This is a genomic window from Pseudomonas sp. m6p (genome assembly GCF_055760375.1).
The window spans coordinates 2177355-2203704 of record NZ_CM147084.1 but is presented as its reverse complement, the minus strand read 5'-3'; the positions used below and the strand labels follow the sequence as shown (position 1 = coordinate 2203704).

Here is a 26350-nt window from a genome sequence, read left to right as displayed (position 1 = left end):
ACCCACAAACCCTGTGGGAGCTGGCTTGCCAGCGATTACGTCGGCACAGTCGACATCATTATCGACTGACCCACCGCTATCGCTGGCAAGCCAGCTCCCACAAGGGGCCGTGCTCACCCGAAAAACTCCAATAACTCCAAGAGGTGTCGATATGCGTCTATTGAAATCCATGGTTCCCGCCGCACTGGCGCTGTTGTGCAGCACCGCAGCCCTGGCCCAGCCCCAGGTCAGCGTCTACAACTGGACCGACTACATCGGTGAAACCACCCTCGCCGACTTCCAGGCCAAGACCGGGATCAAGGTGATCTACGACGTTTTCGACTCCAACGAAACCCTGGAAGGCAAGCTGCTCGCCGGCCGTACTGGGTACGACGTGGTGGTGCCATCCAACCACTTTCTCGCCCGTCAGGTAAAAGCCGGCGCGTTCCTCAAACTGGATCGCGAGCAGTTACCGAACTGGAAAAATCTCGACCCGAAATTGCTCGAATTGCTCGAAAAGAACGACCCGGGCAACCAGCACTCGGTACCGTACCTGTGGGGCACCAACGGCATCGGCTACAACGTCGACAAGGTCAAGGCAGTGCTTGGCATCGATCACATCGATTCCTGGGCCGTGCTGTTCGAGCCGGAGAACCTGAAGAAGCTCACCCAATGTGGCGTGTCGATGATGGACTCGGCGGACGAAGTGTTCCCGGCGATCCTCAACTACATGGGCATGGACCCACGCAGCGAGAACCCGGAAGACTACAAAAAAGCCGAAGCCAAACTGCTGAGCATCCGCCCGTACATCACTTACTTCCATTCCTCGAAATACGTTTCCGATCTGGCCAATGGCGACATCTGCGTAGCCTTCGGTTACTCCGGCGACGTGTTCCAGGCGGCCAACCGCGCCAAGGAAGCCAAGAATGGGGTGAACATCGCCTATGCGATTCCAAAAGAAGGCGCCAACCTGTGGTTCGATCTGCTTGCGATCCCGGCCGACGCCAGCAACACCAAGGAGGCCCACGCCTTCATCAATTACCTGCTTGATCCGCAAGTGATTGCCAAGGTCAGCGCTTCGGTCGGTTACGCCAACCCGAACCCGGCCGCCAAGCAGTACATGGACCAGGCGCTGGTGAACAATCCCGAGGTGTACCCGTCCCAGGCAGTGCTGGACAAGCTCTACATCTCCTCTACCCCGCCCCAGTCGATCATGCGTCTGATGACCCGGTCCTGGAGCAAAGTGAAGTCGAACAAATGAATCAGTACACGCAAGAACACGCCCGCTCCTATTACGCGGCTTCGGCCCGGGCCAGTACGCCCTGGCCGGCACTCGACGGTGACCTCACCGCCGATGTCTGCGTGATCGGCGGCGGCTTCACCGGGGTCAACACCGCGATTGAACTGGCGCAGCGCGGGCTGTCGGTGGTGTTGATCGAAGCCCGGCGCATCGGCTGGGGCGCCAGCGGACGCAACGGCGGCCAGTTGATTCGTGGCATCGGTCACGAGGTCGAAGGCTTTGCCCGTTACGTCGGCAACGACGGCGTGCGTTATCTGCAACGCGCCGGTATCGACTCCGTGGAACTGGTGCGCCAGCGCATCACCGAGCATGCCATCGAGTGTGACCTGCGTTGGGGCTTCTGCGAACTGGCCAACACTCCGGCGCAGTTCGCGACGTTCAAGGACGAACAGGTCAGCCTCGACGAACTCGGCTACCGCCATCAGACCCGACTGGTCGGCCCCGAGCAAATCCGTCAGCAAGTGGTCAACGCCAATGTGTATGCTGGCGGTCTGATCGACATGGGCTCCGGCCATCTGCACCCGCTGGATCTGGTGCAGGGCGAAGCGCGTCTGGCGGCGTCCCTAGGTGTACGCATTTTCGAGCAGAGCCCGGTGCAGCAGATCATCCACGGCGAAACGGTTGAAGTGCGCTGCGCCACCGGCAGCGTCCGCGCCGGCAGTCTGGTGCTGGGTTGCAACGCGCATCTGGATGAACTCGAGCAGCAACTCAGCGGCAAGGTCCTGCCCGCCGGCAGTTACATCATCGCCACCGAGCCGCTGTCCGAGGAACGTGCCGCGCAATTGATCCCGCACAACCTCGCGTTGTGCGACCAGAAAGTCGGCCTCGACTATTACCGGCTCTCGGCGGACCGACGCCTGCTGTTTGGCGGCGCCTGTCACTATTCCGGTCGCGATCCGGCGGACATTGCCGCCTACATGCGCCCGAAAATGCTCAAGGTCTTCCCGCAACTGGCGGACGTGCGCATCGACTATCAATGGGGCGGCAAGATTGGCATTACCGCCAACCGCTTTCCGCAGGTCGGGCGGCTCAAGCAACAGCCGAACGTGTTCTACGCTCAGGGTTATTCCGGTCACGGTCTGAATGTCACGCATTGGTGCGCCAGGCTGCTGGGCGAGGCCATTCACGCCGGCCACAGTCAGGGCATGGACGTGTTCAGCGCGGTACCGCACATGACCTTCCCCGGCGGCCCGGCCTTGCGCTCACCGCTGCTGGCACTGGGCATGTTCTGGTATCGCCTGCGCGAAATCCTCGGCTAACGCTCGCCCCTGTAGAAGCTGCCGAGGGCTGCGATCTTTTGATCTTTAAAATCAAGAGATCGCAGCCTGCGGCAGCGCCTGCACAAATCCGCATCAGCCCGTGAATTTGCTCTATCGCCAAGCACTTCTATATTGATGAAGTGCTTTTGCGTTCCTGACGCTCAGCATCCACAAAACCGAGGAGGACATGGATGAAGTCGTCAGCCGCCGATGAACCACGAGCACCGGGCCACGCGCCGATCAAGACCCGGCGTTTCAGCATCTCCCTGGTGTGGATCGTCCCGGTCGTCGCGGTGCTGGTCGGCATATCGCTGGTGGTGCACAACCTGCTGCAGGAAGGCCCGACCATCGTCGTCAACTTCAAGACTGGCAGCGGCCTGGTTGCCAACAAGACCGAGGTCAAATACCGCAGTGTGGTGATCGGTCAGGTGACGGATGTCGAATTGAGCGGCGATCAGAAGAGCGTCGACGCCACAATCAAACTGGCCAAACAGGCCGAAACCTTCACCCGCGAAGACTCGGAGTTCTGGGTTGTGCGCCCACGCATCGGTGCCGGCGGCGTTTCGGGCATCGATACCTTGCTTTCCGGCGACTATATCGGCGCCGACATCGGTCAGGCCAACAACCGCGCCAAGCATTTCAAGGGGCTGGAGAATCCGCCGCCGATCACTTACGGCGAACCGGGCAAGCGCTTCATGCTGCACGCCTCGGATCTCGGCTCGCTGGATATCGGTTCCCCGGTTTACTACCGCAAGATTCCGGTGGGCCAGGTCGTGACCTACACCCTCAATCCCGAGGGCAAAGGCGTGGACATCGAAGTGTTCATTCACGCACCGAACGACGCGTTCGTCACCGAAAACACGCGCTTCTGGAATGCCAGCGGCATCGACATCAATGTCGGCGCCAATGGCTTCGCGGTGAAGACCGAATCGCTGTCCACCATGCTGGTTGGCGGCATTGCCTTCCGCGCGCCGGATTACAGCCCCAACGATGTGGCCGCCAGCGAAGACAAGGATTTCGAACTGTTCGCCGATCAGCAGACCGCCCTCGCCCCGCCCAACGGCAAGGCGCAATACATGGTGTTGCGTTTCGAGCAGTCGTTGCGCGGGCTCAAGGTCGATGCGCCCGTTGAGTTTCTCGGCATGGAGATTGGCCGGGTCGTCGGAATCAACCTCGACTTCGACGCGAAAAAACGTACCTTCCCGCTTAACGTCGGGATCGTGATTTATCCGCAGCGCCTCGGCCAGGCTTACAAAAAGATGCTGACCGAATTCAAGCACGATCCCAACGACGAAGCGGCCGGTATTCGTCTTCTCGGCACCTTCGTCGACAACGGTCTGCGCGCTCAGGCCCGCAGCGGCAACCTGCTGACCGGGCAGTTGTATATCGCGCTGGATTTCTTCCCGAAAGCCGAGAAAGTTGCATTCGACGCAACGGCCCGACCGGTCGCCTTGCCCACCGTGCCCGGCAGCCTCGAACAATTGCAGGAAAAACTCGAAGCGGTGGTCGACAAGCTCAACAAACTGCCGGTCGAGCGGATTGCCGGCAACCTCGACAGCAACCTCGTCGAGCTGCGCAAAGGCCTGCAACAGTTCAATGCGAAAACCCTGCCGGGCGTGCAGACCACACTGGCCGACGTCAGCAAGACCTTGCAGTCCGCCAGTTCGACCCTGGCCGAGGATTCACCGCAGCGCGAGAAACTCACCGAGACCCTCGACGAACTCGGGCGCATGTCGCGTTCGCTGCGTGAGCTGTCGGACTATCTCGGTCGCCATCCGGAATCGCTGATTCGCGGTCGTCCCGACAACGCAGCGCCGCTGGATCTGAAAGGACCGCCACGCAATTGAGCCCAGGAGCTATCCCATGGCTGTACCGCTGAAGATCACCGTGCTCGCTGCGTTCATGCTCCTTGGCGCCTGCCGCAGCGAGCCGATCAATTTTCACACCCTGACGCCGGTGGAGCTGTCGGCGTCCCGGGCCGGCGCGCAGATTCCCATTGAGGGGATCAGCGTGCCGCCGCAAGTCGACCGCCCGCAGATCGTCATCCGTCAGGGCAACAATGGCCTGGCGATTCTGGAAACCCAGTGGTGGGGAGCGAGTCTGGCGGATGAGTTGCGCAGTGCCTTGAGCGATCAACTGAGCAATACCGGCAGTCGCGGCAATGTTTCGGTGCGTATCGATGTGCAGCGTTTCGACTCGATCCCCGGACACTATGGGCTGATCGACGTCAAATGGCGCCTGCGCCCGAGCGGTGCGGCGGACAACGCTCTGCTGAGCTGCCATTCAACCTTGCAAACACCCTCCGGCCCGAGCATCGACGAACTGGTGGCCGCGCAACAGAACAACGTCAAACGCCTGGCAGCCCTGATCAATCAGGCAGCGGGCAACGCTCGCTGCCCGTCAGCCTCCTGAGCCGCCGACAGCGTGACCGTGAAACGGCAGCCATTAGGCTCGCGAGTGACCAACTGAACCTGCCAGCGTTGATGGCTGCAGATCCGCTGCACCAGCGACAACCCCAGCCCAAGGCCTTCACCGCGCTGTTCGTCACCGCGCACGAACGGCTGGAACATCGCGTGACGTTTTTCTTCCGGAATACCGATGCCGCTGTCCTCGACCACAAAGCTGTCGTTGAGCAGGGTCAACCGAACAAAGCCCTGATCGGTGTAATGCCAGGCATTGCGCAGCAGATTGCCCATGACCGACTGCAAGAACGTCAGGTCATAACGCGCGCTGCCCGCCAGTTGCGGCTCGTAGATAAACTCCAGACCCTTTTCGCCAATCAATCGCCCCCAGATTTCTACCTGGGCGTCGGCGATAGATTTGAGTGTGCAAGTGGATTCGGTGCCGAGCTCCTCCGGCTTGCGCGCCAGCATCAAGAAGGTCTCAACCAGCTGGCGCATTTCTGCGCTGGCCCGGGCGATGCGTTTGACTTGTTGGGTGGAGCGCGAATCCAGCGAGGGGTTGGCCAGCAACAGCTCGCAGGAACTGGCCAGAATCATCAGCGGTGTGCGCAGTTCATGGCTCACGTCACTGGTGAAAAGCTTTTCCCGGTTCAGGGTTTCGCGTAACCGGCCGAGTGTCTGGTCGAAAGACAGCGCCAGCGCCCCAACCTCGTCATCGGCGTAATCCGGATGCAGCGCCGGTGCCAGTGCGATCAACTGGTCACGATGACGCACCTGCCCCGCCAGGCGAATCACTGGCGCCATGACTTGCCGCGCCAGCAGCCTGCCGAGCGCGACCGCCAGCATGACGCTGAGGATGAACCCGACTATCACCACCACGAACAGCAGGTGCTCGCGTTGTTCGAAGCTTTCCTGATTGCGCAACAGCACATATTTGCGACCGCCGACCGCCTCGACCATCGCGTAGAAGTCATCACCGTTGAACGTGATCTCTTGAAACCCCACGGGCAGTTCCGCCAGTTGCGGCGTCAGCGCCATGGGCCCGGGGCCGTTCTCGAAAAAAAACAGTTCGCTCTTTTCCGGCTCGTGGCGCCACTGGTTGATGTCGTCCATCGCCAACAACCGGCGCAAGCCACCGCTGAGGGCGGTCATGGTCAACTTGTGCTCCACGACATGCACGGTAGCCACAATGCCCATTGCGAAGACACCGGCCACCACCGCGCTCATCAAGGCGAACACAATCACAATCCGATTGGCGAGGCTTTGCTTGAGGTCCATCCGGTTCAACGACTCCAGTGCTGAGGTGAGGCGGCAAGGGCCCGCGCGACGCCGTTGCCCAAAGCTCGCAGCTTCGCCTTGCCCGGCGCTCTTGTTAAGTAGTTAAAAAAACAAAACGCTTATTTGAGTTTAGTTATCAAATAGGCTTTTCCGTTAATACCTGCTCTTGCCTCGCAAATTTTTCACATGTTCTTCACTGCTCCGCCACGACTCTGAACGTAGTGTTCAGCAGCCATTCAAGCAAACCGCCGTAAAGTAACTAACCTCCTGGAGCTTACGTTGCACTTTGCGTGTGAACTGAATGGAACTCGGGAATGACAAGGGGCAACGTCGTGGTTGAATTAGCACAAGTACAATCAGCACCCAAGAGGTCGTACCTCTCGCGTCCGCGTGCCTGGGCAGCCATCGCAGTCGGCGTGCTGGTGATCAGTCTGATTTGTGGCTTTGTCTGGCTGCAGCGTTCACCGGCCAACCTGCGCTATGTCAGCGCATCTGCCACCCAGGAGTGGATCAAAGCCTGGCAGGCTGGCGAGGTCGTCGCGCTGGTCCGCCATGCCGAACGTTGTGACCGTTCGAGCAATGTTTGCCTGGGGCCGGCCGACGGTATCACTCAGCTGGGCAGTGTCTCTGCAGCCTCCGTGGGCCGGGCCTTTACGCAACTGGGAATGCAGCAGACTCAGGTGTTCACCAGTCCGCTGACGCGCACCGCACAAACGGCTCACTACATGTTCGGTCGCGACGCAGTGGCCGCGGAATGGCTGGAAACCTGTGGCCCGACGATGCGCAATGAGGTGGTGGCGCACAAGACCGCAGGACAGAACATGATCCTGGTGACCCACAGCGGCTGCATCGCCGATTTCGAACGGCAAACCGGTTACCCACGCGCGGTCGCCGCCGAATATGGCAGCACGGTTTTAGCTCGAATAGATGCGCAAGGCAAACTTGAAGTAATCGGCATCATGAACCCTGAAGGCTGGCAACGATTAGCCAAGTAATCTTCCGACTTGATCAAGTAAAAAACACTCGGGCAATGCTCTGGCACAGGCTATTGGTGCTTATGAAATTGTAATAAGAAATTTTTTTCACTTTGAAAAACTGGAAATATTTCATTTTAAAGCTTGTCTTTTCGAGGAGAACTTAACGCTGGAAGCAGACCCGTTCTCTGAATACAGGACACGCCCTTCGGGCGTGCTCGCCTCTGCATTCATTCAACCCAGTGCCGCGCCTGCAACGGATATCGCCAGGCGCAACACTGAAACGCACACTTTGTACTGCACCAAGGTCCAGTCATGACGTCTGAGAACAAACCGTTGCACCATGCAGCGTTGAATTTGCCGCGCCTCCACCAGAGCACTCTGATCGAACGCTTTGCGATACCCGGGCTGGTGCTGGCATTCGTGATGTTTTATCTGCTGCCGCTGATGACCCACGGCCTGTGGATTCCCGATGAAACCCGCTATGGGCAGATCAGCCAGGAAATGCTGCAGAGCGGCAACTGGGTGGCGCCGCACTTCATGGGCATTCGCTATTTCGAAAAACCGATTGCCGGCTACTGGATGATTGCCATCGGCCAAGCCATTTTCGGTGAAAACCTGTTTGGCGTACGCATCGCCTCGGCGCTCAGCACGGGCGTGAGCGTCTGGCTGGCCTATCTGCTGGCCCGTCGCCTGTGGAACAACCCGCGCATCAGTGCCGCTTGTGCCCTCCTTTATATGAGCTTCGGCCTGATCGCAGGGCAGGCTGGCTATGCCAACCTCGATCCGCAATTCACCTTGTGGGTCAACCTCAGCCTGGTGGCGATCTGGTTTGCCATCGACAGCAATACCCCGCGCGCGCGTCTGGGCGGCTGGGCATTGTTGGGATTCGCTTGTGGCATGGGTCTGATGACCAAAGGTTTCCTCGCTCTGATGCTGCCGGTGCTGATTGCCCTGCCCTACATGATCTGGCAGCGACGCTTTGGCGAGCTGGTGCGTTATGGCCTGGTCGCCGTTGCGGTGGCCGCGCTGGTCAGCGTGCCATGGGCACTGGCCGTGCATTACCGTGAACCGGATTTCTGGCGATTCTTCTTCTGGCACGAACACATCCGTCGTTTTGCCGCCGGCGAAGATGCACAGCACGCACGGCCATGGTGGTTCTACCTGCCGTTGCTGTTTGCTTCTACCTTGCCATGGGCCCTGCTGTTGCCTTCGACGCTGCTGCGCACCTGGCGCGAAAAACGCGATCCGAAAATCGCATTCCTCGCCTTGTGGTTCCTGCTGCCGCTGGCATTTTTCAGCGCGAGCAGCGGCAAACTGCCGACCTACATCATGCCGTGCCTGCTGCCGTTGGCCCTGTTGATGGGCTACACGGTAATGAACTGGATAGCTGACCAGAACGGGCGCGTCTTGCGCATCAACGGTGTGGTCAACGTGGTGCTGGCCATTGCTGCGCTGGTTGCACTGATCTACCTGCAAGCGACCCGTGAAATTTACGAACACACCGAAATGTTCAGCCTGTCGCTGGGATATATCGTGTTGCTCGGCTGGCTCATTGCCGGCGCGCTGCAAACCGTGCGCCCACTGACGCTGTGGGCGATGCCGGCGCTGGGCATCGGCCTCCTCGTCGCATTGCTGCCGGCCGCGATGCCGGCGACCATCGTCAACAGCAAGATGCCGGATCAGTTCATTGCCGAACATCAGCAGGAACTGAGCGAAACCAGCTCGTTGCTGAGTAACGACCTCGGAGCCGCTTCCGCATTGTCATGGCGTTTGCGCCGCCCGCAAGTCGACCTGTTCAACACCGTTGGCGAGCTAAAGTACGGCCTCGATGACCCGGCCATGGCGTCACGCAAGGTCAGCCTCGACGGTGTAGGCGAATGGATGACCGAAGCGCGCAAAAAAGGCTCGGTGGGTGTGGTGATGCGCGTCAACAGCACCTCCGACGAACAACAACTCGAGCTGCTGCCAATAGACGGCAAGCACTACCGCCGTGGGCAAATCGAAATCCTCATTTTCAGCCAGAGCCAGCCATGACCCAGACCAGGACTGAACGCAGGCAGTTGCTGCTTCTGCTGGCCGCGACTGCCCTGCTGTTACTGCTCGGTCTGGGCAGTCGTGAGCTGTGGGGGGCGGAAACCCGCTGGGCCAACATCGCGTTGCAGATGTTGCAGAGCGGCGACTATTTCGACCCCTATCTCAAGGGCAGCCCCTATTACGACAAGCCGCTGCTGTCGTACTGGCTGATCACCGCCACCGCCTGGTTCACGGGTGGACTGGGGCATTGGTCGTTGCGCCTGTCATCGGTGATTTCCGCGTGGTTCAGCGTGTGGCTGGTGTACCTCATCGGCGAGCAACTGTTTCGCAAAGGCACCGGGCTGATTGCCGGATGGATGCTGGCGACCACGTTCTACTTCGTGTTCTGGGCGCGAGTCGCCACTGCCGACATCCTCACCGTTTGCGGTGTACTGGCGGCCGTCTGGTGGTACTGGCGCGGCCCGGATGACACCCGCTTCTGGCGCTACGTAGTGTTCTTCGGCCTGCTGTCGCTGACCTCGCTGTTCAAGGGCCTGATCGGTTTCATCCTGCCGGGGCTGGTGCTGCTGCCACACCTGCTCAGTGAGCACCGCTGGAAACGTCACCTGAACCTGCGACTGTTCGCGGCGATATTGATCGCCGGGGCGTTTTACATGACGCCGTTCGTGCTCTCGCACTTCTACGGCGCGCCCAACTACGAACAAAGTGGCCTGGGGCTGGTACTGCGTGAAAACGTTGTGCGGTTTTTCCAGCCGTTCGATCAGTTCGGGCCGATTTACACCTACTTGATCTACCTGCCGGTCTACACCCTGCCCTGGGCGCCGTGCTGGTTGATCGCCTTGTGGGTTGCCGCGCGCAACTGGAAGCACATCGAACCGGATACCCGCTGGCTGATTCAAGGGCTCGCGCTGCTGATGCTGTTCTTCACCGCCAGTGGCAGTCGCCGCAGCTATTACGTCTTGCCGCTGGTGCCCTTCGCGCAACTGCTGGGTGCCTGGTGGGTGACCCGGCGCATGGCCGCTCGCCACAGCGAAGGCCGCGGGCTGAAGATCGGTTTCGCTGTCACCACCGTGTTGCTTGCCGCGATCCTGGGTGTGCTTTACCCGTGGACCAACAGCGGCGGCGGTGTCATCCGCTTCGGCGAACAGGTTCGCGAGCAGGCCAGTCAGCAGGCACCGTTGAATCAATGGCGCATGGTCATGGTCGAGGTCGACAACAAAGTGCCGATGTACCTGCAAACCGGTGGTGCACCGTTCTACTACGTGCCGGAAACGATCCAGGACTTTCCGCACAATGGCGACACAGCAACGCTGATCGCCTGGCTGGAACGCACCAGCGGGGAACGGTGGGACCCGCAACGCACGATTTTCGTGGCGCAATACCGTTCCGGTGATGCCGTGCCGCTCGATGCATTGAAGGCTGACCATCAAGTCATTACCACCACGCCCACCCGTGGCGAGCAGGTCTTTCACGGGCGGGAAGACCAGAGCGTGGCTTACATCCCCCACTCCTGAGCGATGACGTTAAGACAAAAGCAGAGAGTCGCGGTAAATTTGAATGGCAATGACAACTATTAACGGCTTCTTTGACGTTTTTTTCTCATTTGCCACCCTACATTGCCGCGACTCGACACTTGCAAATCGTTCGCATTGTTTCCTGCGAGGGTTTGCTCATAACGTCTGAAAATAGGAGCTGCCCGAATGAATCCACGCTTTCCATCCTTCTTCAAGCGCGCATTGCTGGCCACCGCGTTGCTCGGCACCGGGCATGCTGTTGCCGCCGACTCGGTGGGTCTGGTGGTTTACAACGCGCAGCATGAAACGCTGACCAAGGCCTGGGTGGCCGGTTTCACCGAGGAAACCGGGATCCCGGTGACCATTCGCAACGGCGATGACACCGAAATGGGCAACCAGCTCGTGCAGGAAGGCGCCGCCTCGCCGGCAGACGTATTCCTCACCGAGAACTCCCCGGCGATGGTGCTGGTGGACAACGCCAAACTGTTTACCCCGCTGGCGCCCGCGACCCTTGAGCAAGTCGACGCTGCCTACCGTCCGGCCCACGGCAATTGGGTCGGCATCGCTGCCCGTTCCACCGTGTTCGTCTACAACCCGGACAAGCTGACTGAAAAAGACCTGCCGAAATCCCTGCTCGACCTCGCCATCCCGGCCTGGAAAGGCCGATGGGCCGCCTCCCCGGCTGGCGCGGACTTCCAGGCGATCGTCGCCGCTGTGCTGCAACAGAAAGGCGAAGCTGCCACGCTGGAATGGCTCAAGGGCATGAAGACCAACGCCACGATCTATCGCGGCAACAGCGCGGTGCTAAAAGCGGTGAACGCCGGACAGATCGACAGCGGCGTGATCTACCACTATTACAGCTTCGTCGATCAATCCAAGACCGGCGAGAACAGCAAAAACACCCAGTTGTACTACTTCAAACATCAGGATCCGGGCGCGTTCGTCAGCACCTCCGGCGCCGGTGTGCTGGCATCGAGCAAGCATCAGGATGAAGCGCAGAAGTTCGTCAAATACATCACCAGCAAGGAAGGTCAGGAAGTACTCGAAACCGGCACCTCCTTCGAATACGCCGTGGGTAAAGACGCGCCGTCCAATCCGAAGCTGACCCCGCTGAAAACCCTCGATGCGCCGAAAGTCGATGCGTCGACCCTCGACAGCAAAAAAGCCGTCGAGCTGATGACCCAGGCCGGGTTGCTCTAAGTGATGCCCAAAACCTTGCCTGCACCGGCCGTGGTGACGGCCCCCGCCAACCTCCTCCACCCGCCCCGCACGCTGGCCGGGCGCGGCAGTTCGTGGGTGGTGAGCTCGGCGGTGCTGGTGTCGTTGCTGTCACTGCTGCCGATTGCCTTCGTGATCGGCGTGGCGTGGTACACCGGTTGGGCGACCCTCGAAGCCCTGGTGTTTCGCCCGCGGGTCGGCGAGTTGCTGATCAACACCGTGCTGCTGGTGCTGATCACCTTGCCGCTGTGCATTGTGCTCGGGACAACCCTGGCCTGGCTGACCGAACGCAGCAATCTGCCCGGCCGGCGTCTGTGGTCGCTGCTGGCGGTAGCGCCACTGGCCGTGCCGGCGTTCGTCCACAGTTATGCGTGGGTCAGTTTGATTCCGTCGATCCACGGTCTGCCGGCCGGCGTGCTGGTGTCGGTGATCGCCTATTTCCCGTTTCTGTATTTGCCGATTGCCGCGACCTTGCGCCGTCTCGATCCGGCGATTGAAGATGTCGCTCAGTCCCTCGGGCTGAAGCCGTGGGCGGTGTTTTTCCGGGTGGTGTTGCCGCAACTGCGCCTGGCAATCTGCGGTGGCGCGTTGTTGGTCGGCCTGCATTTGCTGGCCGAATACGGCTTGTACGCGATGATCCGTTTCGACACTTTCACCACGGCGATCTTCGATCAGTTCAAATCGACCTTCAACGGCCCGGCCGCCAACATGCTCGCCGGGGTTCTGGCGCTGTGCTGTCTGGCGATGCTCACGGCGGAATCCGCTGCTCGTGGCCAGGCGCGTTATGCGCGGGTCGGTTCCGGCAGCGCCCGGGATCAGCGCAGCGTTCAACTGGGGCGCGGCGCGACAACCTTGGCTTTATTGCTGCAAACCTTAACCTGCCTGCTGGCACTCGGTGTGCCGTTGCTCACGCTGGGCCGCTGGCTGGTGGCCGGTGGTGCGCAGGTCTGGCAAGGCGACGAGCTGTTGCCAGCCTTGCTGCAAACCCTGTCGTATGGCGTGGCCGGCGCATTGTTGACCAGTGTCGCGGCGATTCCCATTGCGTGGCTGTCGATCCGCTCTCCGGGCAAGCTCCAGCGCTTGCTGGAAGGCTGCAACTACATCACCAGTTCACTGCCCGGCATTGTCGTTGCTTTGGCGCTGGTCACCGTGACCATTCATTTCGCCCGGCCGATCTACCAGACCACCATCACGGTGCTCTTGGCCTATCTGCTGATGTTCCTGCCGCGGGCGCTGGTCAGTCTGCGCGCCGGTTTCGCGCAAGCCCCGGTCGAGCTGGAAAACATCGCACAAAGCCTTGGCCGCTCGCCGTTGCGCGCATTGTGGCTGATCACTGTGCGCCTGGCGGCTCCCGGCGCGGCGGCAGGTGCGGCGCTGGTGTTCCTGGCAATCACCAATGAGCTGACCGCAACCCTGCTGCTCGCGCCCAACGGCACGCGCACCCTCGCTACCGGTTTCTGGGCGATGACCAGCGAAATCGATTACGCCGCCGCAGCGCCTCACGCGTTTTTGATGATCCTGCTTTCACTGCCGCTGACGGCCATTCTCTATCACCAATCCAGGCGTACCGCTGGCCGATGAACGCTCTCGAACTGCACAACCTCAGTAAAACCTTCGGCGCGCAGAAGGCGCTCGACGACGTCAGCCTCAACGTGCCGACTGGCAGCCGCACGGTGATCGTCGGCCCCTCCGGTTCCGGCAAAACCACGCTGTTGCGGATGATCGCCGGGTTCGAATTCCCCGACAGCGGCAGCCTTACGCTCAACGGCCAGACGCTGGTCGATCGCAGCCACGCGGTGCCGGCCTATCAGCGGCAGATCGGCTACGTGCCGCAGGACGGTGCGTTGTTCCCGCACATGACGGTGGCGGCGAACATCGGCTTCGGTCTGGCCCTGACCGGGGCGGCCCGCACCCAGCGCATCCTTGAGTTGATGGACAGCGTGGCCCTCGACGCCAACATGGCCCACCGTTGGCCGCATGAGCTGTCGGGCGGCCAGCAACAGCGGGTCTCGCTGGCCCGCGCTCTGGCGCAACAACCACGACTGATGCTGCTGGATGAGCCGTTCTCCGCCCTCGACACCGGTTTGCGCAGTGCCATGCGCAAAATGGTCGCGCGCCTGCTCGAAGACGCCGGCGTCACCACCATTCTGGTGACTCACGATCAGAGCGAGGCGTTGTCGTTTGCCGATCAATTGGCCGTGATGCGCAGTGGCCGGCTGGTGCAGTCCGGGCATCCGATGGATCTCTACCGCTATCCGGAGGATGAACAGACCGCGCACTTTCTCGGCGAAGCGGTGGTCCTGCCCGCGCAGATCGAGGCGGGTTGGGCGCATTGCGATCTGGGTCAGGTGGCGGTGAACAGCAACGGTTTCAGTGGCGCCGCGCAAATCATGCTGCGCCCAGAACAACTGCAGATCGCCGAGGTGGCCTCTGACAGTTACGGCTGCCACGCACTGGTCACCGACCGTGATTTTGCCGGCAACACCTGCACTTTGACGGTTGAACTGAGTTCATCCGCGACTCAGGATCCGGCCCGTTCGATTCTGGTGCGCAGCACCGGTATGCACGCACCGCCCGCCGGCAGCGCGGTGCAGCTGTCGGTGCTCGGTGCGGCGCATGTGTTTGGCCTGAACTGATCAGAGATCGAAGCGATCCACCGCCCGCCGCCGCTCGTTGTCATCGCGCACATCGTAGTTGGCGGTGGTCTGGATGTTGCTGTGATGCGCCAGTTTCTGCGCAATCGACAGGTCGTGCTCCTCGATCACCCGAGTGATGAACGAGCGACGGAAGTCGTGGGGCATGATCTTCACCCCGACCTGCGTACCCCGCTGACGGGCAATGTAGTAGATCGCATGCTTGGTAATGCGCTCGCGGGTGATGTGGCTGCCACGGCGAATGCGGTTGAACAGAAAGGCATCATCGCTCTCACCTTCCTTGAGCTGCGAACGGCGCAGTTCGAGCCACGCATCGAGCTTGCTGAATGCCCACGCCGGCGCGTACTTGATCAACTGCTTGTTGCCCTTGGCGGTGACGCACAGGCTGCGCTCTGTGAAGTCGACCTGATTCAGGTCCAGGTCCACCGATTCCGACTTGCGCATACCCGTGCCGTACAGCAACGCGATGATCGCCGCATCGCGCAGGCCCTGCGGACGCGGGTCGGCGGCGCAGACTTCCATCAATTCGTGAATCAACGTGCGCTTGAGATTGCGTCCCTGGGACAACCGTGTGCCGGCAATGCCCTTGACCGAGCGCATCTTCAAAAGATGTTCCTGGCTGATCAGGCTCATGCGCCAGGCCTCGTTCATGACGCCGCGCACCGCATTCACATACAACGAAGAAGTGTTCGGTGCGTAGTTGTCTGCGCGTAATGCAGCAACCAGTGCAACAACATCTTCTGGTTGCAAGGCATGCCAGGGAATCTCTTCGACATTCATGTCTTCAAAGCCCAGGCGATCGGCCGCATCTTGCAGCACGTAACGCATGGTCAATTGGCTGGAGGGCGCCAAACGCGCGAGGTACAGGCTCATCGGGTTGGTTTTTGGAGCGTCGGGGGTTGCAGCAACTAAATCAATCAAACGTTAAACCTTGAGTAAAAAACGTACAGCACTACAACAACTAACAAATGCAATGTACTTGAAGTAAAGAAGGTACTTGAGCTGCACTGTCGGACAAAAAACCGCGATGGACGGCAGAAGCCTGAACAGCGGCTGTATAAGTGACAGATAAACGATTCGCCAACCGGTTTTTCATGTTCCTTTCACAAAAACCGGCATAACCTTAATTCCCATAGGTTCGGTAGTGGCTATGCCCCAACCTGCCGGGCAAATCGTGAAAAGTCAATCTATCCCCGACGTCATGCTTTTTTTGCCAAGTTATTGATGCAGGAGCGCTTTTCTGCGTCTACGCTGTGGTTGGATCCAACAGTTGCGTGAGTCCATCCTTTTATTTTTTGCAATGAGGTGCCCATGAGTCAGGCGTTTCTCCCCTTCTCTCGCCCCAGTATCGGCGATGAGGAAATTGCCGCTGTCGAGCAGGTGTTGCGCTCGGGCTGGATCACCACGGGGCCGAAAAACCAGGCACTCGAAGAGCAATTTGCGCAGTACGTGGGTTGCAAGCACGCGGTGGCCTTGTCTTCGGCCACCGGCGGGATGCACATCACGCTGCTGGCCCTGGGCATCGGCCCGGGCGACGAAGTCATCACCCCGTCGCAGACCTGGGTCTCGACCGCCAACATGATCTCCCTGCTGGGCGCCAAACCGGTGTTCGTCGATGTCGACCGCGACACGCTGATGACCGACGCTGCGCGCATCGAAGCGGCCATCACTCCGCGAACCAAAGCGATCATCCCGGTGCACTATGCCGGCGCGGCATTCGATCTCGATCCGCTGTATGCCCTGGCCGACAAACACGGCATCCCGGTCATCGAAGACGCCGCCCACGCTGCCGGCACGCGTTACAAGGGCCGGCACGTCGGTTCGCAAGGCACGGCGATCTTCTCGTTCCACGCGATCAAGAACATGACCTGTGCCGAAGGCGCAATGTTCGTCACCGACGACGAAGCCCTCGCCAGCCGCGTGCGCATGCTCAAATTCCACGGCCTGGGCGTCGACGCCTATGACCGTCTGACCGGTGGCCGCAAGCCGCAGGCACAAGTGATGGAGCCGGGCTTCAAGTACAACCTGGCCGACATCAACGCCGCGATTGCCCTGGTGCAGTTGCAGCGCCTGGACGAAATCAACGCCCGCCGCACCGAACTGGCCACGACCTATTTGCAAAAGTTCGAAGGCCTGCCAGTGCAACCGCTGGCCCTGCCCGACTATGCCCAGCAACACGCCTGGCACCTGTTCATCCTGCGCATCGACAGCGAGCGTTGCGGCATGGACCGCGAAGCCTTCATGAAGGCGTTGCAGGATCAGGGCATCGGCACCGGTATCCATTTCATCGCCACCCACTTGCACACCTGGTATCGCCAGCGTGACCCCGACCTCTACCTGCCCAACACCGAATGGAACTCGGCGCGGCTGTGCTCGATTCCGCTGTTCCCCGACATGACCGGTCAAGACCTTGACCGTGTGGTCGGTGCCATCGCACACATCATGGAAAAACGCCTGTGAAACCTTATCCAATCCGTAGCGTGTCGATCGTCATCCCGGTCTACAACGAACAGGAAAGCCTGCCCGAGCTGCTGCGTCGTACCGAGGCGGCCTGCCGCCAGTTGCATCACGATTTCGAAATCGTGCTGGTCGACGACGGCAGCCGCGACGAATCGGCAAACATGCTTGAAGAAGCCGCCGGGCGTGAAAACAGCCCGTTCGTGGCGGTCATTCTCAACCGCAACTATGGTCAGCACGCCGCGATCATGGCCGGTTTTGAACAGTGCAAGGGCGACGTGGTGATCACCCTCGACGCCGACCTGCAGAACCCGCCGGAAGAAATCCCGCGGCTAGTGGCCGAGGCCGAAAAAGGTTACGACGTGGTCGGCACCGTGCGCGGCAATCGTCAGGACTCGGCGCTGCGCCGTTATCCGTCGAAGCTGATCAACCTTGCCGTGCAGCGCTCCACTGGCGTTGCCATGAGCGACTACGGCTGCATGCTGCGCGCCTACCGCCGCACCATCATCGACGCGATGCTCGCCTGCCGCGAACGCAGCACGTTCATCCCGATCCTGGCCAACAGCTTCGCCCGTCACACCACCGAAATCGTCGTGGCCCACGCCGAGCGTGAACACGGCGACTCGAAATACAGCCCGATGCGCCTGATCAACCTGATGTTCGATCTGGTGACCTGCATGACCACCACGCCGCTGCGCCTGCTCAGCATCGTCGGCTTCGCCATGGCCGGTCTGGGTGTGCTGTTCGCCGTCGCGCTGATCGTTCTGCGTCTGGCCTTCGGTGCCGGCTGGGCCGGTGACGGTACGTTCGTGCTGTTCGCCGTGCTGTTCGTGTTCACCGGTGGCCAGTTCATCGGCATGGGCCTGCTGGGTGAATACCTGGGCCGCATGTACAGCGATGTCCGCGCCCGTCCGCGTTTCTTCATCGAAAAGGTGTTGCGCAGCCAGCCGGCCGATCCGGCCCCTGCCGTCACCGTTGATGGTCTTTCTTCTACCGCTACTTCTTCCACTTCCGATCAGGTTCTCTCATGAGTGCAAAAACTGTTGTCTTCGCCTACCACGATATTGGCTGCGCCGGCATTGAAGCCCTGCTCAACAGCGGCTTTGACATTGCAGCAGTGTTCACTCACGCCGATGATCCGAAAGAAAACGCGTTCTATGCGTCGGTGGCCCAGCTGTGCGCCAACAAAGGCATCCCGGTGCACGCGCCGGAAGACGCCAACCACCCACTGTGGATCGAGCGCATCGCCAAGCTGGACCCGGAATACATCTTCTCCTTCTACTACCGCAACCTGCTGAGCGAGCCACTGCTGGCCCTGGCCAAAAAAGGTGCATTCAACCTGCACGGTTCGCTGTTGCCGCGCTACCGCGGTCGCGCTCCGGCGAACTGGGTGCTGGTCAACGGCGAAACCGAAACCGGCGTGACCCTGCACCGCATGGTCAAGCGCGCCGATGCCGGCGCCATCGTTGCTCAACAGCGTGTTGCCATCGAACGCAGCGACACCGGCCTGACCCTGCACGCCAAACTGCGCACCGCCGCCAGCGACCTGCTGCGCGACACCCTGCCGAACATGCTGCAAGGCAAGATCACTGAAACCCCACAGGACGAATCGAAAGCCACCGTGTTCGGTCGTCGTACCCCGGCGGACGGCAAACTGGTCTGGGCCAAACCGGCCGAAGAACTGTTCAACCTGGTGCGCGCCGTGACCCGTCCTTACCCAGGTGCGTTCTGCGCCGTGGGCGAGCACAAACTGATCGTCTGGAGCGCCGAAGTCGTCAAAGGCAACGAAGGCCAGGCGCCAGGCCGCGTGATCAGCGTCGATCCGCTGCGCATTGCCTGCGGTCAGGACTCGCTGGTGATCAACGCCGGTCAGCGCAACGACAACGGTCTGTACCTCAGCGGCCCGCAACTGGCCAACGAACTGGGTCTGGTGGATGGCTCGCTGCTGCGCGGCGCCGAATCCGGGCGTGCGCCACGTCGTACCCGCGTACTGATTCTGGGCGTCAACGGCTTCATCGGTAACCACCTGTCCGAGCGCCTGCTGCGTGACGACCGCTACGAAGTCTACGGTCTGGACATCGGCTCCGACGCCATCGACCGTCTGCGCAGCCACCCGAACTTCCACTTCGTCGAAGGCGACATCAGCATTCACTCCGAGTGGATCGAGTACCACATCAAGAAGTGCGACGTGGTCCTGCCGCTGGTGGCCATCGCCACCCCGATCGAATACACCCGCAACCCACTGCGCGTATTCGAGCTGGACTTCGAAGAAAACCTGAAACTGGTTCGCTACTGCGTCAAGTACAACAAGCGCGTGATCTTCCCGTCGACTTCGGAAGTCTATGGCATGTGCCAGGACAAGAACTTCGACGAAGACAGCTCGAACCTGATCGTCGGCCCGATCAACAAGCAGCGCTGGATCTACTCGGTCTCCAAGCAACTGCTGGACCGCGTGATCTGGGCTTACGGCGCCAAGGGCCTGAACTTCACCCTGTTCCGTCCGTTCAACTGGATGGGTCCGCGTCTGGACCGACTGGATTCGGCGCGTATCGGCAGCTCCCGCGCCATCACCCAGTTGATCCTCAACCTGGTGGAAGGCACGCCAATCCGCCTGTTCGACGGTGGCGAGCAGAAGCGTTGCTTCACCGACATCGCTGACGGCGTTGAAGCACTGGCGCGCATCATCGACAACGACAACGATGTCTGCAACGGTCAGATCATCAACATCGGCAACCCGGACAACGAAGCCAGCATCCGTCAACTGGGCGAGGAGCTGCTGCGTCAGTTCGAAGCACACCCGCTGCGTCACAACTTCCCGCCGTTCGCCGGTTTCCGCGACGTGGAAAGCAAGGCGTTCTACGGTGCCGGTTACCAGGACGTGGAACACCGCAAACCAAGCATTGCCAACGCCAAGCGCCTGCTGAACTGGGAGCCGACCGTGGAAATGCGCGAGACCATCGGCAACACCCTGGACTTCTTCCTGCGTGAAGCCATGCTCGAAATCGCGGACAAGAAGTAATGCAGGCAGGTCTTCGTATCGATGTCGACACCTACCGCGGCACCCGAGAAGGTGTGCCGCGTCTGTTGGAGATGCTCGACGAGGCACAGGTCAAGGCAACGTTTTTCTTCAGTGTCGGCCCGGACAACATGGGCCGGCATCTGTGGCGCCTGATTCGCCCGCAGTTCCTCTGGAAAATGCTGCGTTCCAACGCTGCCGGCCTGTACGGCTGGGACATTCTGCTGGCCGGCACCGCCTGGCCCGGCAAACCGATTGGCCGTGATCTCGGGCACCTGATGCGTCAGGCCCGGGACGCCGGTCACGAGGTTGGCCTGCACGCCTGGGATCACCATGGCTGGCAGGCCAATGCCGGTCGCTGGAGTGACGCGCAACTGATCGAACAGATCCGTCGCGGCGTCGACACCTTGAGCGACATCCTCGGCGAAAAGATCCAGTGTTCGGCCGCCGCCGGTTGGCGTGCGGACGAGCGCGTGATCGAGGCCAAGCAGACTTTCGGCTTTCGCTACAACAGCGATTGCCGTGGGCAGAGCCTGTTCCGTCCGCTGCTGGCGGACGGCACACCGGGCACGCCGCAGATTCCAGTGGACCTGCCGACCTTCGACGAAGTCGTCGGCCCGCACGTGGCGGCGAAGGACTTCAACGCCTTCATCCTCGACCGGTTCCAGTCGCAAGCACTCAACGTCTACACCATTCATGCCGAAGTAGAAGGGATTCTGATGGCTCAGGACTTTCGTCAATTGCTGGCCGATGCACGCCAGCGCCACATTGACTTCCAACCCTTGGGCAACTTGCTGCCCGAGTATTTCAACACCTTGCCCGTGGGCCGCGTGCAACGCGGTGCGCTCGAAGGCCGCGAAGGCTGGCTGGGAGTGCAAGGCGCATGACCAGACGCTGGGCACTGCCGCTGTTGGTCGGCCTTTGTCTGCTGGCCTATCTGTTGCCGTTGAGCACCCATGGCCTGTGGATCCCCGACGAAACCCGTTACGCACAGATCAGCCAGGACATGCTACTCAGTGGCAACTGGGTGTCGCCGCATTTCATGGGCCTGCGTTATTTCGAGAAGCCGATTGCCGGCTACTGGATGATCGCCATCGGCCAGGAACTGTTCGGGCAGAACCTGTTCGGCGTGCGCTTCGCGTCGGCCCTCAGCACGGCTTTGAGTGTGTTGCTGGCCTACCTGGTCGCGCGCAGGCTATGGAACGATCCGCGCAAGAGCTTCGTCTGCGCCCTGCTCTACATGAGTTTCACAGTCGTCGCCGGTCAGGCAGGGTACGCCAACCTCGATCCGCAATTCACCTTCTGGGTCAACCTGAGTCTGGTGGCGCTGTGGTTTGCGCTCGACAGCAAAAGCACCGGGCACCGTCTGGGTGCCTGGGCGGTGCTGGGGCTTGCCTGCGGCATGGGTTTCATGACCAAGGGCTTTCTTGCCTGGTTGCTGCCGGTACTGATCGCGTTGCCGTGGATGCTTTGGCAAAAACGCTGGCGTGAACTGCTGGTGTTCGGTCCGGTGGCCATCGCCATCGCGATCGTCGTCAGCTTGCCGTGGGCACTGGCGGTGCACGCACAGGAACCGGATTACTGGCGGTTTTTCTTCTGGCACGAACACATCCGCCGCTTCGCCGGTGACGATGCGCAGCACGATGCGCCATGGTGGTTTTACCTGCCGCTGCTGGTGGCGTTCAGTCTGCCGTGGGTTGGCCTGTTGCCGACCGCGTTCAAGCAAGCCTGGCAAACCCGGGCCCAGCCGAACATGGTCTTTCTGTTGCTGTGGCTGTGGTTGCCGCTGGGCTTTTTCAGCCTGAGCAACGGCAAGCTGCCGACCTACATCCTGCCATGTCTGCTGCCATTGGCACTGCTGCTGGGCAATGCGCTGGCTGATCGTCTGCGTCTGGAACAAGGTCAGGCGCTGGGGATCAACGGTCTGCTGAACCTGCTGCTGGGTGTGGTCACCCTGATCGCACTGGTTTACCTGCAACTGAACAAACCGGTGTACGACCACGAACTGCACAGTATGGTGCTGGTGTTCATTGCCTTGATCGGCTGGATCATCGCCAACCTGGCGCAAGCGTTCCTGCCGCTGCAATGCTGGGCGGCACCGGCGCTGGGCAGCCTGTTGCTGGCCGGGATCCTGCCGGCGGCGTTGCCCAAATCGGTGGTGGCCAACAAAACCCCGGATCAGTTCATCCGCCATCACGTCACTGAACTGTCCGGTGCCACGCACTTGCTGAGCAACGATCTGGGCGCCGCAGCGGCACTGGCCTGGCGCATGAAACAACCGCAGGTCGCGCTGTACAACACGGTCGGCGAACTCAAATACGGTCTGTCCTACCCGGAAGGTGCTGAACGCCGACTCACCAAAGACAACGTTCAGCAATGGGTCCGTGAAGCGCGCCGCAGCGGCTCGGTCGGCGTGCTGATGCGCGTCAAGGGTCAGGACGAACTTGAAGAACTCGATCTGCTGCCTAAAGACGGTACCCGTTACGAATCGGGCAATCTGGTGATCATGGTGCTGCCCAAGGATCCGTCATGAGTTGGTTGCTGTTACTGACGGCGTGTCTGCTGACGTGTCTGGGGCAAGTCGCACAGAAATTCGCCGTGGAGAGCTGGCGCGGCGTTGAGTCGTCGTGGGCTGACAAACTGCGTTCGCCGTGGTTGTGGCTGGCGCTGTTTTCACTCGGCAGCGGGCTGCTGGTCTGGCTGCTGGTGCTGCAACGTCTTGAAGTAGGCATCGCTTACCCGATGCTCAGCCTCAACTTCGTGCTGATCACCCTGATCGCCCGCTTCGTCTTTCGCGAGCCCATCGACCGCCAGCATTGGCTGGGCGTGGCGCTGGTGATCGGTGGCGTGGTTTTGCTGGGGCAACAGTCATGAACCAGGCACGAGGTATCGGTTTTGCGCTGGCCAGCGTGGGTCTGGTCAGTGCTGCCCAGTTGGGGATGCGCTGGAGCATGACGCGCCTGCCACAACCGGAACAATGGCTGGCGGCGTTGAGCACTGGCAGTGTCGATCTGTCGGCACTGGCCGTGGTGGTGGCGGCAATTTTCGCCTACGCCCTGTCGATGCTCTGCTGGCTCGCGGCCTTGCGCGATCTGCCGCTGGGGCGGGCCTATTCACTGTTGAGCATCAGCTATGCGCTGGTGTACCTGCTGGCGGCCAGTCTGCCGCTGTTCAACGAATCGTTCAGTTTCACTAAATCGCTGGGCGTGGCACTGGTCATGCTCGGGGTCATCACTATTAACACTCGTCCGTCTCGTGCGCCCGAATTCAGGAGTGCTCCATGAAAATCACAGTATTTGGTAGCGGTTATGTCGGTCTGGTGCAGGCCGCCGTGTTGGCCGAAGTCGGTCACGACGTCGTGTGCATGGACATCGATCAGAAGAAAGTCGAACTGCTGCGCCAGGGTCACGTCAGCATCTTCGAACCGGGCCTGTCGAGCCTGGTGCGCGAAGGTCTGGACTCCAGCCGCCTGCATTTCACCTCGGATGAAAAACTCGCCGTGCAGCACGGTCGTGTCGCATTCATCGCCGTGGGTACACCGTCCAGCGACGACGGCTCGGCTGACTTGAAATACGTGCTGTCGGTGGGTGACGCGGTGGCGCGCCACCGTGAGCAGCCGCTGATTCTGGTGGAGAAATCCACCGTACCGGTTGGCACCGGCGACACCCTGCGTGCGCACATTCAAGCCGCGCTGGACAAGGCAGGTCGTGAGCTGCAGTTCGATATCGTCTCCAACCCGGAATTCCTCAAGGAAGGTTCGGCGGTGTCCGACTGCCGTCGTCCGGACCGCATCGTCATTGGCTGCGAAGGTGACGACGTGCGCGATGTGATGCGCGATCTGTACTCGCCATTCAACCGCAACCACGACCGCATCATGTTCATGGACCTGCGCAGCGCCGAGCTGACCAAATACGCCGCCAACTGCATGCTGGCGACCAAGATCAGTTTCATCAACCAGATCGCCGAACTGGCCGAACACCTGGGCGCCGACATCGAATCGGTCCGTCAGGGCATCGGTGCCGACACGCGCATCGGTTACCACTTCATCTACCCGGGCTGTGGTTATGGCGGCTCGTGCTTCCCCAAAGACATGCGCGCGCTGATTCACAGCGCCGAGCAGGCGCATTGCTCCAGCGACCTGCTGCAAGCGGTCGAAGCGATCAACGAGCGGCAGAAGCACAAGCTGTTCGACCGCATCAACGCGTTCTATAAAGGTGACCTGCGCGGCAAGACCTTCGCCCTGTGGGGCCTGGCGTTCAAGCCGAACACCGACGACATGCGTGACGCGCCCAGCCGCGTGCTGCTCGATTCGCTGTTCGCCGCCGGCGCCAGTGTGCGCGCGTTCGACCCGGAAGCGATGCAGGAAACCCAGCACCTGTACCCGAACGAAGAAAAACTGATGCTGATGGGCACCCCGGAATCGGTGCTGGCGGGTTCCGACGCGCTGATCATCTGCACCGAATGGCAGCAATTCAAGGCGCCGGATTTCGACCTGATCGAGCAACGCCTGAAAGCCCCGGTGATCTTCGACGGCCGCAACCTGTACGACGCCGAGCGTCTGGCGCGCAATGGCTTCAAGTACTTCCCGATCGGCCGAGGCGATTCGCGCAAACTGCCGATGCCACTGCAGCAGTGGCCTCACAAAGCGGACGTCGCTTGACCACGTTGTCGCCTGTCATCCGCCGGCAGTCCCTGATCGCAGGGCTGCTGGCACTGCTGTTGTTTATCGCCGGGGTTTACGGACAGGCTCCCATTGGCTTCGATTCACGTTTTGTGCTGTTTGCCCAAGAGATGCTCAGGCACGGGCCAACGGTATTCCCGACGACCTACGGGCAGCCGTACGCCGATTATTCGGCGCTTTCGACGCTGTTCATCTGGCTGTTGTCGCTGCCCTTCGGCGCGATCAATACCCTGACGGCGTGGCTGCCCAGCGCCATTGCCGGCGGCGTGATCGTGACGTTGATGTACCGCTTGCTGGCGGTGCATTCGCAACGCTGGGCGTTGATCAGCATTGCGCTGCTGATGCTCACCAGCACCTTCGTCACCGAAGTGCGCGCGGTGTCGCAAGACCTGATGCTGGCAGCCGTGGCGCTGTCGGTGTTTTATCTGGGTTACGCGCACGACCACTTCGGCTCGCGCCGACGCTGGCCGCTGATCTTTGTCCTGTTGCTGCTGGGTTTTGGTATCCGTGGGCCGATCGGCCTGGTGGTGCCGACCGGCATGCTCTGCAGTTACTACCTGCTCAATCGTGAGTGGAAACGCCTGTTGGTGTTCGGTGTGCTGGCGTCGATCCTGCTCGCCGCGTGCGTGGGGCTGCTGTTGTGGCTGGCCAGACTCAGTGGCGGCGAAGCGTTCCTGCAAGACGTGATCCGCATGCAGTTCATGGGGCGCATGGACGGCAGTGAAGGCGTCAGCGGTTCGCTGTATTACTTCACCAGTTCCATGGGCAACTACGCACTGGCGTATCCGCTGGCGATCCTGGCGTTGGCGGCGACCTGGCTGAGCAAACCGCATCAGCGCGGGCCGGCCTTGCGTCTGGTGCAATACTGCGCGGCTGCCGGGCTGATCGTCATGGTTGGCCTGTCGATTCCGCAAGCGAAGAAGGCGCGTTACCTGCTGCCGATGTTGCCGATGGCGGCGATCATCGCGGCGTACCCGTTTCAGGTGCTGCACGGTCGGGTGTTCCGCGTATTGCGTGGGGTGATCCAAGGCATTTGGCTGGTGACGCCGGGACTGTTGATGGTGGCCCTGCTGGTTGCCAAACGCCGCTTCCCCGAGCAGCTCGACGGTCTGACCCTGGTGCTGATCGTGCTTGGTGCTCTGCAATTGCTCGCGTTGTCGCGCCTGTTGATGCCGCGTTGGCGTGCCGAAGTGCTGGCGCTGTGCTCGGTACTCGCGTTGTGGATGGTGTATGCCGCGGTGTTCGAACCGGTGGAGCGACGCTTGTACGACACGCAGGCGTTCAGTCGCGCCGCGTTCGCGCAGGTGCAGCAGAACCCGGCACTGCTGGTGCTGCACGGCATGGGCAAAGACGCCAAGGCGATCAAGTTCATGGTCAACGTCGAGCAGGACCTGCAACCGCAGTTCACCGAAACGGTGCAGCAACTCGAAGCCCTCAAAGGCCCGGCCTGGCTGATGATGGACAGCAAGGACCTGCAATCGCTGCAGGGCACCTCGCTGGCGGGTCTGCAACCGGTACTGACCGGCCGTTTCGACAAGAACGATTACGTGCTGCTGTACCTGAAACCCTTGTAGGAACTGA

General features: G+C 60.9%; 20 protein-coding genes and 1 pseudogene. 19 read left to right on the top strand and 2 right to left on the bottom strand.

Annotated features, from left to right (window positions below; translation table 11 throughout):
• Nucleotides 1–151 precede the first annotated feature (151 nt).
• From ACYZUM_RS09925 to ACYZUM_RS09910, 4 genes are all read left to right on the top strand, one after another.
• Nucleotides 152–1240, top strand: a complete 1089-nt coding sequence (locus ACYZUM_RS09925; protein WP_041063835.1) for a polyamine ABC transporter substrate-binding protein — start codon at nt 152–154, stop codon at nt 1238–1240.
• Nucleotides 1237–2538 (top strand): NAD(P)/FAD-dependent oxidoreductase, encoded by a 1302-nt coding sequence (locus ACYZUM_RS09920; protein WP_108182691.1) that lies wholly within the window; start codon nt 1237–1239, stop codon nt 2536–2538. Before ACYZUM_RS09925 ends, ACYZUM_RS09920 begins: the two co-directional genes overlap by 4 nt.
• 191 nt (nt 2539–2729) lie before the next feature.
• The gene (locus tag ACYZUM_RS09915) at nt 2730–4385 is read left to right on the top strand and encodes a PqiB family protein (protein ID WP_086791206.1); all 1656 of its coding nucleotides are present in this window, start codon (nt 2730–2732) and stop codon (nt 4383–4385) included.
• 16 nt (nt 4386–4401) lie between these two features.
• Nucleotides 4402–4950: a PqiC family protein gene (locus ACYZUM_RS09910; RefSeq protein ID WP_108182690.1), complete on the top strand. Its 549-nt coding sequence runs from the start codon at nt 4402–4404 to the stop codon at nt 4948–4950.
• On the opposite strand, the gene ACYZUM_RS09905 is transcribed toward ACYZUM_RS09910, so the two are convergent.
• Nucleotides 4911–6218 (bottom strand): sensor histidine kinase, encoded by a 1308-nt coding sequence (locus tag ACYZUM_RS09905; RefSeq protein WP_041063827.1) that lies wholly within the window; start codon nt 6216–6218, stop codon nt 4911–4913. The genes ACYZUM_RS09910 and ACYZUM_RS09905 overlap by 40 nt on opposite strands.
• A 314-nt stretch (nt 6219–6532) precedes the next feature.
• Between ACYZUM_RS09905 and pmrG the strand changes: the two genes are divergently transcribed.
• The 6 genes from pmrG to ACYZUM_RS09875 all read left to right on the top strand — a co-directional run bounded on the left by pmrG (nt 6533) and on the right by ACYZUM_RS09875 (nt 14597).
• Nucleotides 6533–7213 carry a lipopolysaccharide core heptose(II)-phosphate phosphatase PmrG gene (pmrG, locus tag ACYZUM_RS09900; RefSeq protein ID WP_108182689.1) on the top strand — a complete coding sequence of 227 codons (681 nt, stop codon included), beginning with the start codon at nt 6533–6535 and terminating at the stop codon, nt 7211–7213.
• Nucleotides 7214–7507: 294 nt separating this feature from the next.
• Nucleotides 7508–9229 (top strand): lipid IV(A) 4-amino-4-deoxy-L-arabinosyltransferase, encoded by a 1722-nt coding sequence (gene arnT, locus ACYZUM_RS09895; protein WP_108182688.1) that lies wholly within the window; start codon nt 7508–7510, stop codon nt 9227–9229.
• Nucleotides 9226–10743, top strand: a complete 1518-nt coding sequence (locus ACYZUM_RS09890) for an ArnT family glycosyltransferase (protein ID WP_108182687.1) — start codon at nt 9226–9228, stop codon at nt 10741–10743. The genes arnT (ACYZUM_RS09895) and ACYZUM_RS09890 overlap by 4 nt, the downstream gene beginning before the upstream one ends.
• A 186-nt stretch (nt 10744–10929) precedes the next feature.
• A complete protein-coding gene (locus tag ACYZUM_RS09885; protein ID WP_108182686.1) occupies nt 10930–11943 on the top strand; it encodes an iron ABC transporter substrate-binding protein in 1014 nt (337 codons plus the stop codon).
• A 3-nt stretch (nt 11944–11946) separates the two neighbouring features.
• Nucleotides 11947–13542 carry an ABC transporter permease gene (locus ACYZUM_RS09880; RefSeq protein ID WP_108182685.1) on the top strand — a complete coding sequence of 532 codons (1596 nt, stop codon included), beginning with the start codon at nt 11947–11949 and terminating at the stop codon, nt 13540–13542.
• Nucleotides 13539–14597, top strand: coding sequence for an ABC transporter ATP-binding protein (locus tag ACYZUM_RS09875; RefSeq protein ID WP_108182684.1), 1059 nt, complete (start codon nt 13539–13541; stop codon nt 14595–14597). Before ACYZUM_RS09880 ends, ACYZUM_RS09875 begins: the two co-directional genes overlap by 4 nt.
• On the opposite strand, the gene ACYZUM_RS09870 is transcribed toward ACYZUM_RS09875, so the two are convergent.
• A complete protein-coding gene (locus tag ACYZUM_RS09870) occupies nt 14598–15488 on the bottom strand; it encodes a site-specific integrase (RefSeq protein WP_108182683.1) in 891 nt (296 codons plus the stop codon).
• A 438-nt stretch (nt 15489–15926) separates the two neighbouring features.
• Here ACYZUM_RS09870 and arnB point away from each other — a divergent pair, with 438 nt between their 5' ends.
• The 9 genes and pseudogenes from arnB (at nt 15927) to ACYZUM_RS09825 (ending at nt 26343) form a co-directional block, all read left to right on the top strand.
• A complete protein-coding gene (arnB, locus tag ACYZUM_RS09865; protein ID WP_086791189.1) occupies nt 15927–17075 on the top strand; it encodes a UDP-4-amino-4-deoxy-L-arabinose aminotransferase in 1149 nt (382 codons plus the stop codon).
• Nucleotides 17072–18103, top strand: coding sequence for an undecaprenyl-phosphate 4-deoxy-4-formamido-L-arabinose transferase (gene arnC / locus ACYZUM_RS09860; protein ID WP_041063810.1), 1032 nt, complete (start codon nt 17072–17074; stop codon nt 18101–18103). The genes arnB and arnC overlap by 4 nt, the downstream gene beginning before the upstream one ends.
• The gene (gene arnA, locus ACYZUM_RS09855) at nt 18100–20091 is read left to right on the top strand and encodes a bifunctional UDP-4-amino-4-deoxy-L-arabinose formyltransferase/UDP-glucuronic acid oxidase ArnA (protein ID WP_041063809.1); all 1992 of its coding nucleotides are present in this window, start codon (nt 18100–18102) and stop codon (nt 20089–20091) included. The genes arnC and arnA overlap by 4 nt, the downstream gene beginning before the upstream one ends.
• Complete coding sequence (gene arnD / locus ACYZUM_RS09850) at nt 20091–20975, top strand: 4-deoxy-4-formamido-L-arabinose-phosphoundecaprenol deformylase (protein ID WP_041063807.1); 885 nt, start codon at nt 20091–20093, stop codon at nt 20973–20975. The genes arnA and arnD overlap by 1 nt, the downstream gene beginning before the upstream one ends.
• Nucleotides 20972–22621, top strand: coding sequence for a lipid IV(A) 4-amino-4-deoxy-L-arabinosyltransferase (gene arnT, locus ACYZUM_RS09845; protein ID WP_108182681.1), 1650 nt, complete (start codon nt 20972–20974; stop codon nt 22619–22621). The genes arnD and arnT (ACYZUM_RS09845) overlap by 4 nt, the downstream gene beginning before the upstream one ends.
• The gene (gene arnE, locus ACYZUM_RS09840; RefSeq protein ID WP_041063803.1) at nt 22618–22962 is read left to right on the top strand and encodes a 4-amino-4-deoxy-L-arabinose-phosphoundecaprenol flippase subunit ArnE; all 345 of its coding nucleotides are present in this window, start codon (nt 22618–22620) and stop codon (nt 22960–22962) included. The genes arnT (ACYZUM_RS09845) and arnE overlap by 4 nt, the downstream gene beginning before the upstream one ends.
• Nucleotides 22959–23372: a 4-amino-4-deoxy-L-arabinose-phosphoundecaprenol flippase subunit ArnF gene (gene arnF / locus ACYZUM_RS09835; RefSeq protein ID WP_086791179.1), complete on the top strand. Its 414-nt coding sequence runs from the start codon at nt 22959–22961 to the stop codon at nt 23370–23372. The genes arnE and arnF overlap by 4 nt, the downstream gene beginning before the upstream one ends.
• Nucleotides 23369–24747 (top strand): annotated as a pseudogene (locus ACYZUM_RS09830) (UDP-glucose dehydrogenase family protein); the annotation flags it as partial. The gene arnF and the pseudogene ACYZUM_RS09830, both read left to right, overlap by 4 nt.
• Entirely contained in the window at nt 24745–26343 is a 1599-nt protein-coding gene (locus tag ACYZUM_RS09825) for an ArnT family glycosyltransferase (protein WP_108182679.1), read from the top strand. The pseudogene ACYZUM_RS09830 and the gene ACYZUM_RS09825, both read left to right, overlap by 3 nt.
• Nucleotides 26344–26350: the final 7 nt, after the last annotated feature.

Excerpts from the sequence above, each read along its gene's own strand:
- ACYZUM_RS09925 (WP_041063835.1), top strand. The coding sequence starts at position 152 with ATGCGTCTATTGAAATCCATGGTTCCCGCCGCACTGGCGCTGTTGTGC.
- ACYZUM_RS09920 (WP_108182691.1), top strand. The coding sequence starts at position 1,237 with ATGAATCAGTACACGCAAGAACACGCCCGCTCCTATTACGCGGCTTCG.
- ACYZUM_RS09915 (WP_086791206.1), top strand. The coding sequence starts at position 2,730 with ATGAAGTCGTCAGCCGCCGATGAACCACGAGCACCGGGCCACGCGCCG.
- ACYZUM_RS09910 (WP_108182690.1), top strand. The coding sequence starts at position 4,402 with ATGGCTGTACCGCTGAAGATCACCGTGCTCGCTGCGTTCATGCTCCTT.
- ACYZUM_RS09905 (WP_041063827.1), bottom strand. The coding sequence starts at position 6,218 with ATGGACCTCAAGCAAAGCCTCGCCAATCGGATTGTGATTGTGTTCGCC.
- pmrG (WP_108182689.1), top strand. The coding sequence starts at position 6,533 with ATGACAAGGGGCAACGTCGTGGTTGAATTAGCACAAGTACAATCAGCA.
- arnT (WP_108182688.1), top strand. The coding sequence starts at position 7,508 with ATGACGTCTGAGAACAAACCGTTGCACCATGCAGCGTTGAATTTGCCG.
- ACYZUM_RS09890 (WP_108182687.1), top strand. The coding sequence starts at position 9,226 with ATGACCCAGACCAGGACTGAACGCAGGCAGTTGCTGCTTCTGCTGGCC.
- ACYZUM_RS09885 (WP_108182686.1), top strand. The coding sequence starts at position 10,930 with ATGAATCCACGCTTTCCATCCTTCTTCAAGCGCGCATTGCTGGCCACC.
- ACYZUM_RS09880 (WP_108182685.1), top strand. The coding sequence starts at position 11,947 with ATGCCCAAAACCTTGCCTGCACCGGCCGTGGTGACGGCCCCCGCCAAC.
- ACYZUM_RS09875 (WP_108182684.1), top strand. The coding sequence starts at position 13,539 with ATGAACGCTCTCGAACTGCACAACCTCAGTAAAACCTTCGGCGCGCAG.
- ACYZUM_RS09870 (WP_108182683.1), bottom strand. The coding sequence starts at position 15,488 with ATGAGCCTGTACCTCGCGCGTTTGGCGCCCTCCAGCCAATTGACCATG.
- arnB (WP_086791189.1), top strand. The coding sequence starts at position 15,927 with ATGAGTCAGGCGTTTCTCCCCTTCTCTCGCCCCAGTATCGGCGATGAG.
- arnA (WP_041063809.1), top strand. The coding sequence starts at position 18,100 with ATGAGTGCAAAAACTGTTGTCTTCGCCTACCACGATATTGGCTGCGCC.
- arnD (WP_041063807.1), top strand. The coding sequence starts at position 20,091 with ATGCAGGCAGGTCTTCGTATCGATGTCGACACCTACCGCGGCACCCGA.
- arnT (WP_108182681.1), top strand. The coding sequence starts at position 20,972 with ATGACCAGACGCTGGGCACTGCCGCTGTTGGTCGGCCTTTGTCTGCTG.
- arnE (WP_041063803.1), top strand. The coding sequence starts at position 22,618 with ATGAGTTGGTTGCTGTTACTGACGGCGTGTCTGCTGACGTGTCTGGGG.
- arnF (WP_086791179.1), top strand. The coding sequence starts at position 22,959 with ATGAACCAGGCACGAGGTATCGGTTTTGCGCTGGCCAGCGTGGGTCTG.